Here is a 16416-nt window from a genome sequence, read left to right on the forward strand (position 1 = left end):
TGGCCCTCTGGAGTTTTACGAAAAAACGTGCAGGGCTGTAGTCATTCCTGCTTTTGCTGATTAGATCTAACGTATAGGAGGAATTCGTCTTCCGAAATCACCCGAAATCCGTTGATTCTTAGCATCGCTGAGGTTACACCTTCCCCTTGGCTTTTCGTTCCCTGGAAGGATCCGTCGTATATAGTCCGGCTTCCACAGGATGGGCTATTTTCTTTTAGGACAACCGTATGGGCCTTCAGCTTCTGTGCATATGCTAAAGTACGCCTTGCGCCTTCTATAAAAGCATCTGTTACATCAATCCCGGATACAGTTAATACTTTGGCTTTTCCTTCTAAGACATCCTTGCCGGTTCCGCCTTGTATTTCCGCCGGTTCACGAGGGACCGGCAAGCCGCCGAGCAGTTCCGGGCATGCCGTGGCGGCTTGCTTGTTTTGGATTAACCTTTTTATTTCCTGATCCAGGCAATGTGTCGCATTATATCTGCAGGAATGCCCTGCTAAACAGGAACTGACCAAATACATGAACAACTTCCTTTCTGGATGGCCTAGTTTTTTTTAGCATACCACGAATCGGAGGCTTCCGGATGATTGTTTACACATTGGTCACAGACATTCTTCCAGTGGTGTTTAAATGCTCTTTCTATTAGGTAAAAAGTAATATAGAAGAGAGGTGCATGATGATGAATGCAAATAATGTGAACGTGTTGAAGTGGGTGACAGGGGGGTTAGAGGCTTTTTTGGGAATTCCTTTTATCGGGGGAGCCACTATTATCAGCTTAGGCTGGACTCCGTTGGCAGTCATGCTGATTTTGCATATTTTAGCGGTGGTGTTTGCTTACAATAATGGATTGAAAGCTCCCGGCAACATTTTGGGCATCGTGGCATCCGTTATCGGCTGGATTCCTTTTGTCGGTATGATTCTACATATATTAACAGCCATTATCGTGTTAATCGATGCTGCACAAAATCAAAAAACATTGATATGAACAGTAAAGGCATCTATCCGATAGGGAGAGACGCCTTTTTTGTTTACTTTGCTTTTACCTGAATATCGCCGTTTACTGTCTCGAAAAGGACTTTATTTAGATGATTCCCATTTTCGAACAAGGATGTCTTCTGTTTGAAAATAGTGCAATCTCCATGCAGAGTCGAGGCTTTAATGACCGTATTTTCCGGTATGCTGGATACTTTGACCGCAATGTCTCCACTCACTGTTGTAGCTGCTGCCTCCTGCTCCAAAGAGTGCGGCTCTATCCTTAAGTCGCCGGATATGCTCTGAAGCTGGAATCGCTCAATATTGCCCTGCGCTTCTATACAGCCGCTGACTGTTTCTGCATGAAGGGAAGCAAGATGGGAATGGCGCAGAGAAATATCGCCATGGCGGCTGTTGCACTTAATAACGGCGCATGTTACATCATTGATTTCTATATCGCCATGGGTAGTGGCCAGCACTACTTCCTTTGCTGTTACATCCGATACATCGATATCGCCATAAACAACCTTTGCTTCAGAAGATGATAGCGTCAGATCATTCAGGGAAAGATCGCCGTGGTGGGCATGAATTGAACTGTCATCCATAGAAGAATTCTGTAGGGCTATATCACCATGCTGGCTTTTAATGGTCAAATGGCCGCAATGGACCTTGTTGAGCGTTGTATCTCCATTTGTGCTGGTCAGAGAGACCTTTTCTACGGTTAGTTGCTTCAACTTTACATCGCCGCTTGCTGTCTGGATCAATAAGGTTTTCAAACCGGATGAAGGAATGCCAATGTGCAGCTCTGGATATAAGGTTTTATTGAAAAATGAAAAGAATAATTTAGATTTATGTGTTGATACGCACTGCAATACATCCCCAGCCACTTTTATGGAAGGCTGGTGGGAAGACGAGCATTCAATCGTAATTTCCTCAAAAGGGGTAGATGTGACAGTAATATCATATATGTTTGTATCAATGTGCAATTCGTTTATTTCTGCACCATTAAAGGTAGTTCTTTCACCTGTAGTGGAGGAAATAGACTCCTTTGTAGCATGGGCGGGCTCTTCAGGATCGGTGCTTACTGTAGGATGTATGCTGCATAGCTCCTGGGCTATTTCCAGAGGATCGCCAAGCTTCGCCGTTATTTGTTCCTCTGTTTCACCAGACAAAGCCCCATTGTCGAAATGTTCATTGAAGTCATATAAAATATCTTGGACATCATCCTTTGATAGGTTGGTTAAGTGAGTCTGCAATAAATCAAGGAATTCTTTCTTATTCATCGTAATCACTCTCCATAATTATTTGGTCCACTGCTATCGAGAAAATCTTCCATTCATTAATCAGTTGTTGTGTGTATTTACGGCCTTTTTCAGTAAGATGATAGTATTTGCGCGATGGTCCTTCACTGGATTCCTTTAAATATGTGGTGAAGTATTCTTCCTTCGTTAATCTCCTCAACAGAGGGTAAACAGAACCTTCCGATATTTCGAACTTCTCGGATATGCTTTGGACCAGTTCATATCCATAACGGTCCTTCTTATACAGTAAAGAAAGCACACAGAGCTCGAGAACACCTTTTTTAAATTGTACGTTCACTCAGACACCGCCTTCACTATTGTTTAATATTTAGTAGTAACTATAGTATGACACTCAGTATTGTTTATTGCAAGGTATTGTTCAAAAAATTCTAAAAACAAATAAATACAGCGAGCAATAAGCAGGAGAATTGCTGTCTTTTATGAAATAATAAACGTGATTCTAATTTGAGGAGGTCTTTTTATGTATCAAACAGTGGATGAATTCTTGAAGGATTGGAATGAAGAAGCGCAAATCACTCAAAAAGAGCTGGATGTATTGACGGATGAATCGCTGCAGCAGCAAGTGGCTCCAGGCCATCATAAGCTTGGGGAACTGGGGTGGCACTTGGCGGGCGTGCTAGGTTTTTTCTCGAGAGGATTAGGGATTCAATTCGAGGGGATAGGGAAAGATGCTTCCGTTCCTGCATCTGCAGAGGAAATAGCTGCTACGTATAAACGACTGACAGCTGATTTTGCGAAAGCGATTAAAGAGCAGTGGAAAGACAGCGACCTTGCAGAAGAAGTAACAATGATGGGGCAGCAATCAACTAAGAATGAGTTGGTTAAACGTTTGCTTAACCACCAAACGCACCATAGGGGCCAAATGACAGTCCTTATGCGCCAAGCGGGCTTAGTGGTACCTGGAGTGTATGGACCTTCCAAGGAAGAAATGGAAGCAATGAAAAAGTAATTGTGTATGGGGCGGCCGTTTTGGTCTGCCTCTTTTTTATGGATCCGTATGCCCATGGAAAAGGCTTGGCTAATAACCCCGCAAAATTTCAGCTCCGAAAAGATCTGCACTCATTTAATCAAACGTTTGATTAGATGGTCCTTTTCATATAATGGGCTAATTAGTCAATCGTTTATCTATAAAGCTAATTTGTTTACATTTTTTTTTATGAAAAAGTCCACTATATAAGTAGCGTACCTTATGCAATCTATAATCTATCCACTATTTTCGGATTTTTTTAGGAGAGCTAAGAATCAGGAGTTGCTTTGTGCGGCTATTTCATTCATGAATATAAACTACCTTATCTAAATGGCTGGTCTCTGCATGTTATTATTCATTTTGTTTAGACCTTCTGCTGCAGGTAGATAAAGGAGATTCGCATGACTAAACAACACTTTGTCGGTATACATAAGAATATCGTATTAACGGGCCTGATGATTGGGATGTTTTTCAGTTCATTAGAACAAACAGTTGTTGGAACAGCCATGCCAACAATTGTCGCGGAGTTGAATGGCTTCAGCATTTTTGCTTGGGTTACCACTGCTTATATGATTGCCTCTACAACTGTGGTTCCGATTGTAGGGAAACTGTCGGATATATACGGGAGAAGAAAGCTGTATCTTTTGGGGAGTGTCATTTTCATATTGGGTTCCGGGCTGTGTGCAACAGCTACTTCCATGGAGCAATTAGTTTTATACAGAGGATTGCAGGGGATTGGGGGCGGCATGATTATGCCCTTATCGCAAACAATCATAGGAGATATTTTCACAGCGGAGCAAAGGGCCAAATGGCAAGGGGTTTTTGGCGCTTTATTTGGCCTCAGTTCTGTCCTCGGCCCTTTTTTGGGTGGGTTGATCGTGGATTATGTTAGTTGGCATTGGATTTTCCTCATTAATCTTCCTTTTGGCCTTTTATCGGCAGGTCTTCTTTTTGTCGGGTTGAAAAATGAAGCTATTAAGAAGGGAAAAGTATATATCGATTATTGGGGTATTTTCACTTTAATACCTACTGTGATTCTTTTGTTGCTGGGCCTTACATTTGGCGGCGATAAATTCGCCTGGAATTCGGCCACTTCCTACACATTATTTGGAGCAGTGATCGTTCTATTTACTATCTTTGGCTTCATTGAACGAAAAGCAAAAGATCCGGTGCTGGACCTTCGTCTTTTCAAAAATCGAGTATTTGCGGTATCGAATGCCCTTGGGTTCTTTCTTGGATTAGGCATGTTCGGTGCGGTAATGTTCGTGCCGATGTATATGCAGGGAATCCTCGGAGTTTCTCCAACACAAGCGGGGTCGACAATGACTCCAATGATGATATCACTTATTTTGGCGAGTATTATCGGGGGCAGATTATTGTTGAGATTAAAATTCCGGACAGTATTAACAGCTGGAATGATCATTGCAGCCTGCGGTTTTTATCTCATGAGTACAATGGGGCTGGATTCCACTCAAGGGCAGGCGTACACCTATATGGTTGTATTGGGATTTGGAATGGGCCTCGTCATGCCAACGATAACGATTGCTATTCAGAATGAATTTACCTCTTCCCAATTGGGAACTGTAACGTCAGCGGCGACTTTCTTCCGTTCAATCGGAGGAACAATCGGAATTACAGTCCTGAATTCAGTCATGAATCAGACAATCGTATCCAATATGGCGGCTGAGGCAGGGGCCACTAACGAAACGCTTGTACAAAAAGCGCTTGAGTCATTGGCTGAGAAAACAGACGCACTTTTTGGGCTTCTTGTTGACCCTTCAAGGATTCCGTTCCCGGAAGAACTCAGGAATCTGGTTGTTCAAGGAATCAGTGTAGCTTGGTCCAAGTCCTTCTCTGCGGTATTCCTTACCGGACTCATTTTTATTATCTTTGGCATAATATCAGCCTTATTTATAGGAAATGGGAGAATTATGAGGGATAAAGACAAGCAAGGTGAAAAATAAAATGACTAAGAAGCCATTCGGTCTCCCGAAGGCTTCTTTTTAGCATGGCTAATTTCTTTGGATGAAAGGATGACTACATCTTGAAAGAGTCATAAAAAAAATAAAGTTTTTACAAAAACGCTATTTCAATATAATTAATTTCGTGGTATTGTAAGGGTGTAAAAAGAAAGCCCTTTCAAACGTGTAGAGACAATCGAATGAATGACAGGGTATAATGCATGTTTTACATTTTTTTTTAGATAAGAGGTCTGACATCAGACCAGCTGAAGTAAAAATATGTCGGTTTGTACAATCCAATACGGCAATTATACATTGAGCAAGCTATTTAAGATGGATTGTACAGAAAATGACGAGATTTTCAGTGAAAAATTTAGTATCGGAGGAGTCATCATGAGTCAAGAACATCCAGATTTAATCCCTCAAAGTGAAAGAACAGGAAGTCCTAAACAATTATTCTGGATTTGGTTTTCTCTTAATCTTGGAATAATGGGGCTGGTGTATGGCGGTATTATTGTCAGCTATGGTCTCAACTTTGTTCAGTCCGTAGTGGCTGCATTGCTTGGTGCAGGTTCATTTGCCTTAATCGGATACTTAAGCTTGCCAGGTAAATTAGGACAAGCGCCTACCTTTATTCTATCGAGAGCAGCATTCGGTACAAAAGGAAATTTAATTCCTGCAGTGCTTGCTTGGATCTGCCTAGTCGGCTGGCTAAGTGTAGGGAATGTTCCGACTGGTATTTTTTCCATTAATGCCATCGTTTCAGCATCTGGCATGGAAGTTACAACTATGACACAAGTGATTGGACTTGTGGGACTGGCAATCGCTATTATGGCTCTTTCTCTTGTGAATCAAGATACATTAGTTAAAGCACAAACCATTTTCACATATATCTTCGGTGCACTGACTGTAGTGGTACTATTCATCCTTGTGCCACAGACAGACTGGTCGGCATTAGTGAACATGCCTAATGGAGATTGGATTGGAGGCGTATTGCCGGCAATCTCTATCATTATTGCAGGTTCCGCACTGAGCTGGGCTATGTGCGCAAGTGATTACTCTTGCTATCAAAGTCCAAAATCAAGCAATAAATCCATTTTTATCACAACGACGTTAGCATCATCTATTCCATTGTTTGTGATTATGTTTCTGGGTATCCTAATGAATGCAACAAACCCTGAATTAATCAGCTCAGCTGATCCAATTGCAGCATTGGCACAGCAAATGCCAGCATGGATGGTCATCCCTTACTTTATCACAGCTTTAGGCGGTATCATTCCACCTGCTGTAATCTCACTGCGTTCTGCACGGAATGCATTAGAAGCAACAAATATTAAAATCTCTGACCGGACTTCAATCATTTTCCATGGTATTATCATGATTCTTCTGCCGATCTACGTTTTATTCATTAATGGCGATTTCCTTGGATCATTCCAAATGTTCCTAGGATTGGTTGGAATCGGTTTGGCTGCCTGGACAGCTGTCTTCATGGTTGACTATATCGTCCTTCGTAAAAAACAAGGATACGATCCGGAGCTCCTTTCGGAAGGATCGGCTAATAAAGTCAATAAGGGAAATGTCGCAATCTGGTTTGCTAGTGTAGTAATCGGATTCTTGTTTACATCTAACCCTGTGTTCCCGGCTCCATTCGCAAAAGGAATTTTCGCGGACAATAGCTTGGGTGTTCTATTAACCTTTGCTGCTGGATTTATCATGAGCTTGATATATGTTCAATATCAGAAAAAAGCCCAAGGAAAAGGGACAGGAAGCATCAAGAAAGCTTCTTAAAAACAGATAACTACCTATAGATCATTCAGGAGGAAAATATATCATGAGTATCCATTTAAACGCTAAAGAAGGCCAAATTTCTGAAAAGGTATTAATGCCGGGAGATCCGCTAAGAGCAAAATATATTGCGGATACATTCCTTGAAAATGTAGAGTGCCATAATACAGTCCGTGGAATGTACGGTTATACGGGCACATATAAAGGGCACAAGATTTCCATTCAATCATCAGGTATGGGTGCTCCTTCAATGAGCATCTATGCTACTGAATTAATTAAAGATTACGGTGTTAAAAACATTATCCGCATCGGTACAATCGGGGCGATGAAACGTGAAGTGAAAATCCGTGATATTATCATGGCTATGGCAGCAACGAATGATTCCAAAATGCAGAATTTGATATTCCCGCAAATCAATTACGCTCCAAATGCCAGCTTTACATTACTGGAAAGAGCATTCCGCCTGTCTAAGGCATATGAAGATATGACTGTCCGTGTTGGCAATGTATATACAGGGGATGCTTTTTATGAAGATGATGATTCAATGATTCATAAATTGGCTGATTACGGTGTATTGGGAGTCGATATGGAAACGTCCGCCCTTTATACATTAGGTGCTAAATACGGCATTGACGTATTAAGCATTATGACAGTCAGCGACCATGTAATCACTGGTGAAGAAACAACAGCGGAAGAACGCCAAACGACGTTCAATGATATGATTACTGTGGCGTTGGAAACGCTTGTGAACGAATAAGGAATAAAGTCCAACCGGATTGCACATGCTGCAATCCGGTTTTTTTCTGCGTTCCCATGGGTAAGAGGTAAGTGGCTAACGTATGGATGAAACGGAGATATATAGTAAGATAAAAGAGTTGAAAAGATCCTTCGGAAATGATTAGCGAAGGTTTACTAGAAATATAGAATTAGTGGGAGTGTAGAGTATGTTTACCATCTTCATCGCAGTCAGTCTGTTTATTCTTACATTAGTGCTTGTCATTTGGCAGCCGCGTGGGCTGGGAATCGGCTGGTCCGCTTGCGGAGGAGCCTTTTTGGCATTGCTTTTTCAGATTGTCAGCTTACAGGATGTATGGGATGTCACAAGTATTGTATGGAATGCCACTCTTACATTTGTCGCACTCATTATTATTTCATTGATTTTGGATGAGATCGGTTTCTTTGAATGGGCAGCTCTCCATATGGCCCAATTCGCCAAGGGAAACGGTATTCGTATGTTTCTCTTGATTTCTATTTTAGGGGCGGTCGTTTCGGCTTTATTTGCGAATGACGGAGGAGCTTTAATATTGACGCCTATTGTTCTGGCAATGGTGAAAGCCCTCAACTTCAGGGACCGGATGATCATCCCTTTTATCATGGCTAGCGGTTTTATTGCAGATACAACGTCTCTGCCTCTAGTCGTCAGCAATTTGGTGAATATTGTATCGGCTGATTTCTTTGATATTTCTTTTGGCGAATATGCCTCGAGAATGATTATCCCGAATTTTTTCAGTTTAGCTGGAAGTATGCTGGCTCTCTTTCTATTATTCAGGAAGGATATCCCAAAAGTATATGAAACCGAGAAATTGAAAAAGCCGGAAACAGCTATTAAGGATCCGCTTATGTTCCGCTATTCGTGGCTAGTACTTTTACTATTATTAGTCGGGTATTTTGGAGGCGAATCCATTGGCCTGCCGGTCTCTTTCATTGCATTAACGGTTGCATTCCTATTTTTGCTTCTGGCCAAAAGAAGCAGGGCAGTCAATATTCCTGTTATTTTAAAGGGCGCTCCCTGGAATATTGTCTTTTTTTCAGTGGGAATGTATGTTGTGGTATACGGTTTGCGCAATGCAGGTTTAACGGGCTTACTGGCAGGTTTCATTCAATCCCTTACAGAGCACGGTTTGTTTGCAGCTACTTTGGGGATGGGATTCTTATCCGCTATCTTATCTTCTGTGATGAACAATTTGCCGACTGTGATGATAGATGCATTGGCCATCAATGATGTCCATGCCGTTGGAGCTGTCCGTGAAGCATTAATCTATAGCAATATAATCGGCTCTGATCTAGGGCCGAAGATTACACCGATTGGTTCTTTGGCTACGCTTCTATGGCTGCACGTATTGAGAAATAAAGGATTTCATATCTCCTGGGGATATTATTTCAGAGTAGGTTTAATATTGACGATTCCTACACTTTTTATCACTTTATTAGGATTATACATATGGTTGCACTTTCTGCATTAATTGATTGAGGAAAAGGTCATTCATCTACTTGTAGCCGGTCAAGGAATGTTAGGCTATTCATAGATAATTGTTTCTTTATCGTTCCTGTACGAACAACGTACATAGCCTCTGAATTGATTTTCAAGCAATTCGCCCAGCTGAAAGATGGCATTCTCATTTTTGGGGGAACTGATAATTTGGACGGCAATCGGCATTCCTTCCCGATCTTCACCGACCGGAACCGTCAGGGATGGCAGACCCCATACATTTGCATAAGCAGTGAAGGGCATGAATGTTTGGAAGGTTCTACGCGGTGAGAAAAGCTCTTTGAATACCTGGCCATGTTTAGGCGCTGCAGAGTGATATACAGGAAGAACAAGCAGTGATTGATGGAAGAACTCCTCTACTAGGGTATTTCCTTGCTCTATCGTTTTTTCGATTTCTTCCAGTTGTTCTTTTTTGGGCTGAAGCCATTTTGCTCCAATTAACGCCCAAGTTAAAAAGCGGTGGTGGTCGGAAACTCTGAGGAGTTTTTCTTTTACATATTCCTTCCATATTGGCGGTTTTGGATGGGAAAAAGCAGTTCTGGCAATATCATTGGCGCCATCAATGGACATGATTAGTTGCCACATCAAGGCAGAAGCTTGATAATAAGGAGGTTTTTGATCCGATACAGGGAAGGATTTTTGAAGAAAATCCCGTATATCCATAAGAAGTGTACGTGTTTTGGAGCTGATAGGATAGTTGATTTGGCCGAGAGGAAGAATGATTTCATACGAATGCAAATCTTGATTATCAGGGATTTTCTCTGATAAGACCTCGTTTATAAGCTTTGCATCGCGAACAGATTTAGCGATGGCCCCTACACCAAGCATTCGCTTTTGCAAAGGAATCGTCACTTCAGGGAATCCCCCTTCATAGCTGATTTTTCCATAGCTGCTTTTGAAGCCTACTGTACCGTTAAAATGGCTGGGTATACGAATAGAACCTCCAATATCTGAACCGATTCCAACTGCTGCGCCTCCAGATGCGACCAAGGCTGCTTCGCCCCCAGAAGAACCGCCTGCAGTCCGCGCTGTATTCCACGGATTATTTGTTCTGCCAAACAGTTTATTATCTGTTTCCTGGTAAAAGCACATAGCTGCCGTATTGGTTTTGCCGATGATAATAGCTCCTTCATTCTTTAATAGGTGAACAATATGGGCATCATCCGTACTTTGATGGTTTTTACGAGAACGGAGTCCTCCGGTGGTTTTCATTCCTGATACATCCAGGCATTCTTTCATGCTAATGGGGACGCCGGCTAATCTTCCTGCGTATACCACCCCTTGGTCCAATAAATGATCCATTTCTTCTGCTTCCGCAAGAGCTGCTTCAAAGCGGTCTTCTATCACGCAGTTTAACACAGGATTTATAGTAAGGATGGCTTTTATATATATGTTGACTGCATCAACTGAACGTATGGAACGGTTCCTGATTTGTTCAGCTATAGCAGTGGCATCCATATCAAGAATAGCTGATGGATTACTATTATTTTTTAATTCAATCATATCATCGCTCCTATTTTCTGAAATTTCAAAAACTGTCTATATAATTAAGTATAATGTTTTTTTGCCCGGGACCCAATAAATATATTATAGAAAGGAGTGGTTTGTTTTCAGCAGCTGGAAGGAGCCATTATGTCAAGATTGTATTTTGGGCAAGGTCAAGATATGATATGTGAAAGGAGGAATGATAAGTGAAATTCTTGAAAATTAGCTTCCTAATTATTGTGATTCTTGCAGCAGCAGGATATGGCGTTTACTATTTCGGTACGAATTATGCCTCAGATAAAGTAATGAATATGGTTTCAGACCAGTTAGAAAATAGCGGGCAAGTGGATGAAGTGAAAAAGGCGATTGAAAAAGATCCAGATCTTAAAAGGTTTGTCCAAGAAGGTGCAAATGCCGATGAAAGCAAGCTGCCATTCAATACGAAAGAAGAAGCTACACGCGTTCTTGTTAAGAAGGTGGGAGTAAGTGAATTAAAGCGGATTTCTACTGAGGTCAAAAATGGGACAGCTTCCAAACAAGAGATTATGAATGAAGTAGAAAGTAAGTTGTCACCGGAAGAAATCCAAGCTCTTAAAGTGATTGCATATAAAGAACTATCAAAGAAATAAAGAGTAAAAGCATTGCAACCTGTGCAGTGCTTTTTTGTTTGGAGTTTTTCTGGGCATGCGTCTTTTTTTAGGGGAAAAAAGATTGCTTGTTCACAAGTTGTTCCTTTTTTTCATAATATAACCAGAAAAACATAGAAAGGGTGATCATATAGTGGGGAAAAAATATTCAAATTGCTATTCGGATAATTATCAACATTTTTGTCCACAAGGCGGATTTCCCGGGGCAGGCGGTATAAGACCACCTTTTCCTCCTGGACCGCCATTTTTAGGACCAACAGGGCCAACAGGGCCAACAGGTGCAACAGGAATAGGATTAACAGATGTTGTGGTGTTTGACCCAGCATTGGCACCGACTTATCTAGCTGGTCAAATTGTTTACTATGAAGGCGGTTTATACGTAGCGAATGTAAATGGACCAGTCGGAGAACCAGGTGTATCACCAGATTATACAGTTATCCTCCCGGCAGGATCATTGGGAGGAAGCGGAACTACCGGAGCAACAGGTGCGACCGGAGCGACAGGAGCCGATGGAGCGACAGGCCCAGCAGGAGCCACGGGAGCAGCCGGAGCCACAGGAGCAGCCGGAGCCACAGGAGCAGATGGAGCCACAGGAGCAGATGGAGCAACAGGAGCAGCCGGAGCCACGGGAGCAGCCGGAGCCACAGGAGCAGATGGAGCCACAGGAGCAGATGGAGCCACAGGAGCAGCCGGAGCAACAGGAGCAGATGGAGCAACAGGAGCAGCCGGAGCAACAGGAGCAGATGGAGCAACCGGTCCAGCCGGAGCCACGGGAGCAGCCGGAGCCACGGGAGCAGATGGAGCAACAGGAGCAGATGGAGCCACAGGAGCAGCAGGGGCCACAGGAGCAGATGGAGCAACCGGTCCAGCCGGAGCCACGGGAGCAGATGGAGCAACTGGTCCAGCCGGAGCCACGGGAGCCGATGGAGCAACAGGAGCAGCCGGAGCCACGGGAGCAGCCGGAGCCACAGGAGCAGCCGGAGCAACCGGAGCAGATGGAGCCACAGGAGCAGCCGGAGCCACGGGAGCAGCCGGAGCCACAGGAGCAGATGGAGCAACCGGTCCAGCCGGAGCCACAGGAGCCACAGGAGCAGCCGGAGCAACAGGAGCAGATGGAGCAACAGGAGCAGCCGGGGCCACAGGAGCAGATGGAGCAACCGGTCCAGCCGGAGCCACGGGAGCAGATGGAGCAACTGGTCCAGCCGGAGCCACGGGAGCAGCCGGAGCCACGGGAGCAGATGGAGCAACAGGAGCAGCCGGAGCCACGGGAGCAGCCGGAGCCACGGGAGCAGATGGAGCAACCGGTCCAGCCGGAGCCACGGGAGCAGATGGAGCAACTGGTCCAGCCGGAGCCACGGGAGCAGCCGGAGCCACAGGAGCAGATGGAGCCACAGGAGCAGCCGGAGCCACGGGAGCAGCCGGAGCAACCGGAGCAGATGGAGCCACAGGAGCAGCCGGAGCCACGGGAGCAGCCGGAGCAACCGGTCCAGCCGGAGCAACCGGTCCAGCCGGAGCAACAGGAGCCACAGGAGCAGCCGGAGCAACAGGAGCAGCAGGAGCCACAGGAGCTACTGGAGTTACGGGAGCGACTGGAACGGGAACGACTGCAACGAATGCTTATGCAGCTAACACAAGCGGTTCTGTCATTGCGGTCGTTTTAGGAGGAACAAATATACCTCTTCCGAATTCGCAGGACATTGGCCCTGGTATTACATTTGCGACGGATACGTTCACACTTGCTGAAGCAGGAACATATTATATGGAATACACGATACAACTAACGGCAGGCCTATTAGTGGGTTCACGATTAGTAATTGGGGGAACTCCAAATACAGCTTCAACTATTGCACCGGTCCTAACGTTATCAGGATTTAAGAATAGTGTTATTGTAACTGTGCCTGCAGGAACTACAGTCGCATTGCAGCTGTTTGGTTTATTGGGTGCAGCAACGCTAGCATCTGCAGGAACAGGAGCTAATGTCGGTATCATCCGGCTTTCATAGTTCCGGCGATTGATGAATCATTAGGAAATAAAATAAGGGGATCGATACTTTTTAGTGTTGGTCCTTTTATTTGCTTCTAAATAAATCTAGGGAAAACATGCTTATGAGAGCTAAGACATTCCTATACCTGCATACATTGATAACAGCTTTTGAATAGGAGGGGGTTTTTTGATTTCGGTCAGTTTATGCATGATCGTCAAAAACGAGGAGAAAGTATTGTCCAGATGCCTGGAAAGCGTAGCAGATATGGTAGAAGAAATCGTTATAATCGATACAGGTTCCACTGATGAAACGAAGAAGATTGCAAAAAGGTATACAGATAAAATTTATGATTTTGAATGGGAAGATGATTTTGCCAAAGCGCGCAATTATGGATTCAGTAAAGCAACTAAGGAATATACACTATGGCTGGACGCCGATGATGTAATTCTCGAAGAAGACCGAAAAAAATTTCAAGAGCTTAAGGAGTCGCTAGATCCTTCCTATGATTCTGTCCAGATGGTGTATGTATTGGCTACCGATGGAAATGGTGCAGCTACCAGCAGTTTAAATAGAAATCGTTTGGTGAAAACGTCTAGAGGATTCAAATGGATCGGTGTTGTACATGAGTTTTTGGAAGTGTACGGAAAAATATTTTACAGCGATATCTGTATAACACATAAAAGTGTAAAGACAGGAAAGTCGGATCGCAACCTTAAAATATATGAAAAGAAATTGGCGCAAAAAGAGGAATTCAGTCCGAGGGATTTGTATTACTTTGGGAATGAGTGCTTTGATCATGCATTGTTTGATCGGGCGGTTGAGAACTACCGTGCCTTTCTTGATACTAAAAAGGGATGGGTGGAAGATTGTATCAGGGCATGTGACCAAGCGGCTGAAGCCTTAATTCAGTTAACCAAAAACAAAGAAGCGGAACAATATATCTATGAGTCTTTTTCGTATGATCTGCCAAGGGCAAGCCTTTGCTGCAAATTAGGATATCTTCGTCTAGCAGAAAAGAAGTTCGAACAGGCTATTTTTTGGTATAAACAGGCTGCAGAATCTGATTTTGACAGAGTAAAAGCAACGGGGACGATTGTTAACTATGCGTATTATACATGGCTCCCCCATCTGCAGCTATGCGTCTGCTACGACTCTGTAGGAAAATACGAGCAAGCCTATTATCATAACGAGATGGCAGGCCTTTATCAGCCTTTCAATCCAAGTGTGCTGCATAATAAGCGTTATCTGGAAAGCTTACTGTCAGCCAAGGAGGTGTAGGAATTGCCGACAAGTTGGTATCAAGCAGTTCCGGCAATTATTGATTTAGTTGTAATGGACCAACCTAAGTCTGTATTGGATATTGGAGTTGGTTTTGGAAAATATGGACTTTTGCTCCGTGAAGCATTCGATATTCCGTACGAAAGGTATGAGAAAGCGGATTGGCATTTGCAAGTGGACGGCATTGAAGGATTTGAAGGGTATAGAAACCCAGTACATGATTATGTATATGACCGCATGCATTATGGGAATGTTTTTAACATTCTTCCCGAGTTGGACCAGAAGTACGACACTTTATTATTAATCGACGTCCTTGAGCATTTTGAAAAAGAAGAAGGGCTCCGGTTAATTGATGACCTATTATCGATCACGAACACATCATTGATCGTCTCGACTCCCATCATTCCTTCTCCACAAGGAGAATATTTAGGGAATGTCTTGGAAACGCACAGAAGCCGATGGTCGATTGTAGACTTTGCCGATTATGATTATCACTTTAGTGAAGTGAAAGTAGGCGATAATGGAGCTTATATTTTTAAGTTCTACCCTACTCCAAAAAAAAAGGCTGAAACAGGGGATCCTTTAAAGATTGGTTATTTATTGCCTCATCATGGCATGACAGGCGGCATGAAAATGCTATTGAACCAAATGGATTTACTTCGCAAGAGAGGGCATCATGTAACAGCTTTTTTTAAAGGGGAGGAGGGATGTTCAGTATTGCCGGATTGGACAGATGTAATCGTGGATAAGGAAGTTTTGGTGCCGCACCACCATCTGTTGAAGGACCACACGGATGAGTGCGATGTAGTGGTTGCAGGTTGGATCTATCAATTGGTAGAAATGCAGAATTGGGAAGGGGCAGTCTTTTACTGGGAACAAGGCCACGAGTCCTTGTTTGGGGATATTCCTGAATACTCGCATATAAACGGCATCCGGAGTAGCTTGGCGCTGTGCTATAAAACAGGCATCCCGATCATCAGTGTATCCCGTTTTGTGTCGAGAGTACTGTCTGCCCGTTATGGTCTGGAATCAGAAGTTCTGCCTAATGGGATTGATCCGGATAAGTATGCCCCGGCCGAAACGAAGGCTATCAGCAGCGAGCCTACTATTCTATTGGTCGGTAATCCGAATTTGCGATTCAAATCTTTTAATGATGCTATCAAAACATTGAATATCGTATGGGCGCGCGGACACCGGTTTAAGGTGAAATGGATTTGCCAGGCCCGCCCAAATGTAACGGCCGCTTTTCCTATTGAATATATTGTCCATCCAAAAGAAACGGATTTGATAAACCATTATCAGCAGGCAGATTTATTTTTGTATACTTCCTGGTATGAAGGCTTCGGCATGCCGCCGTTAGAGGCAATGTCCTGCGGGGTTCCAGTGATAACGACAAATTGCGGAGGCGTTGAAGAATATGCCTTCAATGGCTACAATTGTTTGATGGCAGAGCCAGGGGACAGTTGGAAATTGGCGGAACATGTCGCTGCACTTTTAGATGATCCGGCGAGAAGGGAAACACTGGCGGCTAACGGCAGAAGGACTGCTACTACGTTTCATTATGATCAAATTATCCCGCAGCTGGAATCTTATATGAGAAAACTGCTGCATGAATAAAGAAGCCCCAGCCAGTTAAATGGCTGGGGCTTGCTTTACTAGTAGGAAACTTCATCTGTGAATATCTTTAGCTGCAAGCGCCATCCCCCTTGAGGTCATCATCCAAGCTACTGTCAAAGGCAAAGAGCC

The 16416-nt window shown here is 43.6% G+C and carries 14 protein-coding genes; 10 read left to right on the plus strand and 4 right to left on the minus strand.

The window, feature by feature from the left end; translation table 11 throughout:
- Positions 1-41: 41 nt before the first annotated feature.
- Entirely contained in the window at positions 42-521 is a 480-nt protein-coding gene (locus ABC357_RS22025) for a 2-thiouracil desulfurase family protein (protein ID WP_412889665.1), read from the minus strand.
- Positions 522-673: 152 nt separating this feature from the next.
- On the opposite strand from ABC357_RS22025, the gene ABC357_RS22030 reads away from it, so the two are divergent.
- Entirely contained in the window at positions 674-985 is a 312-nt protein-coding gene (locus ABC357_RS22030) for a hypothetical protein (RefSeq protein WP_412889666.1), read from the plus strand.
- 43 nt (positions 986-1028) lie between these two features.
- Here the strand turns inward: ABC357_RS22030 and ABC357_RS22035 are convergent, their stop codons facing one another.
- The gene (locus ABC357_RS22035; protein WP_412889667.1) at positions 1029-2255 is read right to left on the minus strand and encodes a DUF4097 family beta strand repeat-containing protein; all 1227 of its coding nucleotides are present in this window, start codon (positions 2253-2255) and stop codon (positions 1029-1031) included.
- Positions 2248-2571 carry a PadR family transcriptional regulator gene (locus tag ABC357_RS22040; RefSeq protein ID WP_412889668.1) on the minus strand — a complete coding sequence of 108 codons (324 nt, stop codon included), beginning with the start codon at positions 2569-2571 and terminating at the stop codon, positions 2248-2250. The genes ABC357_RS22035 and ABC357_RS22040 overlap by 8 nt, the downstream gene beginning before the upstream one ends.
- Positions 2572-2754: 183 nt before the next feature.
- Between ABC357_RS22040 and ABC357_RS22045 the strand changes: the two genes are divergently transcribed.
- The 5 genes from ABC357_RS22045 (at position 2755) to ABC357_RS22065 (ending at position 9250) form a co-directional block, all read left to right on the plus strand.
- Entirely contained in the window at positions 2755-3243 is a 489-nt protein-coding gene (locus tag ABC357_RS22045) for a DinB family protein (protein WP_412889669.1), read from the plus strand.
- A 419-nt stretch (positions 3244-3662) separates the two neighbouring features.
- A complete protein-coding gene (locus ABC357_RS22050; RefSeq protein ID WP_412889670.1) occupies positions 3663-5225 on the plus strand; it encodes an MDR family MFS transporter in 1563 nt (520 codons plus the stop codon).
- 390 nt (positions 5226-5615) lie between these two features.
- Positions 5616-7010 carry a purine-cytosine permease family protein gene (locus tag ABC357_RS22055; protein WP_412889671.1) on the plus strand — a complete coding sequence of 465 codons (1395 nt, stop codon included), beginning with the start codon at positions 5616-5618 and terminating at the stop codon, positions 7008-7010.
- Positions 7011-7053: 43 nt separating this feature from the next.
- Entirely contained in the window at positions 7054-7764 is a 711-nt protein-coding gene (deoD, locus tag ABC357_RS22060) for a purine-nucleoside phosphorylase (protein WP_412889672.1), read from the plus strand.
- 187 nt (positions 7765-7951) lie between these two features.
- Positions 7952-9250 carry an arsenic transporter gene (locus ABC357_RS22065; protein WP_412889673.1) on the plus strand — a complete coding sequence of 433 codons (1299 nt, stop codon included), beginning with the start codon at positions 7952-7954 and terminating at the stop codon, positions 9248-9250.
- A 53-nt stretch (positions 9251-9303) separates the two neighbouring features.
- On the opposite strand, the gene ABC357_RS22070 is transcribed toward ABC357_RS22065, so the two are convergent.
- Entirely contained in the window at positions 9304-10779 is a 1476-nt protein-coding gene (locus ABC357_RS22070) for an amidase (RefSeq protein ID WP_412889674.1), read from the minus strand.
- Positions 10780-10967: 188 nt separating this feature from the next.
- On the opposite strand from ABC357_RS22070, the gene ABC357_RS22075 reads away from it, so the two are divergent.
- The 4 genes from ABC357_RS22075 (at position 10968) to ABC357_RS22090 (ending at position 16287) form a co-directional block, all read left to right on the plus strand.
- Positions 10968-11390, plus strand: coding sequence for a hypothetical protein (locus ABC357_RS22075; RefSeq protein ID WP_412889675.1), 423 nt, complete (start codon positions 10968-10970; stop codon positions 11388-11390).
- Between the two features lie 151 nt (positions 11391-11541).
- On the plus strand, positions 11542-13410 hold the full coding sequence (locus ABC357_RS22080) for a BclA C-terminal domain-containing protein (RefSeq protein ID WP_412889676.1): 1869 nt from the start codon (positions 11542-11544) through the stop codon (positions 13408-13410).
- A gap of 168 nt (positions 13411-13578) precedes the next feature.
- Positions 13579-14670, plus strand: coding sequence for a tetratricopeptide repeat-containing glycosyltransferase family 2 protein (locus ABC357_RS22085; RefSeq protein WP_412889677.1), 1092 nt, complete (start codon positions 13579-13581; stop codon positions 14668-14670).
- Between the two features lie 3 nt (positions 14671-14673).
- A complete protein-coding gene (locus tag ABC357_RS22090) occupies positions 14674-16287 on the plus strand; it encodes a glycosyltransferase (protein ID WP_412889678.1) in 1614 nt (537 codons plus the stop codon).
- The last annotated feature ends 129 nt before the right edge of the window (positions 16288-16416 follow it).

Source organism: Bacillus kalamii, from assembly GCF_047238185.1.
Taxonomy (GTDB): domain Bacteria; phylum Bacillota; class Bacilli; order Bacillales; family DSM-1321; genus Bacillus_AD.

Bases quoted from the DNA above. Each gene is read 5' to 3' on its own strand.
- ABC357_RS22025 (WP_412889665.1), bottom strand. From the start codon at position 521: ATGTATTTGGTCAGTTCCTGTTTAGCAGGGCATTCCTGCAGATATAAT.
- ABC357_RS22030 (WP_412889666.1), top strand. From the start codon at position 674: ATGATGATGAATGCAAATAATGTGAACGTGTTGAAGTGGGTGACAGGG.
- ABC357_RS22035 (WP_412889667.1), bottom strand. From the start codon at position 2,255: ATGAATAAGAAAGAATTCCTTGATTTATTGCAGACTCACTTAACCAAC.
- ABC357_RS22045 (WP_412889669.1), top strand. From the start codon at position 2,755: ATGTATCAAACAGTGGATGAATTCTTGAAGGATTGGAATGAAGAAGCG.
- ABC357_RS22050 (WP_412889670.1), top strand. From the start codon at position 3,663: ATGACTAAACAACACTTTGTCGGTATACATAAGAATATCGTATTAACG.
- ABC357_RS22055 (WP_412889671.1), top strand. From the start codon at position 5,616: ATGAGTCAAGAACATCCAGATTTAATCCCTCAAAGTGAAAGAACAGGA.
- deoD (WP_412889672.1), top strand. From the start codon at position 7,054: ATGAGTATCCATTTAAACGCTAAAGAAGGCCAAATTTCTGAAAAGGTA.
- ABC357_RS22065 (WP_412889673.1), top strand. From the start codon at position 7,952: ATGTTTACCATCTTCATCGCAGTCAGTCTGTTTATTCTTACATTAGTG.
- ABC357_RS22070 (WP_412889674.1), bottom strand. From the start codon at position 10,779: ATGATTGAATTAAAAAATAATAGTAATCCATCAGCTATTCTTGATATG.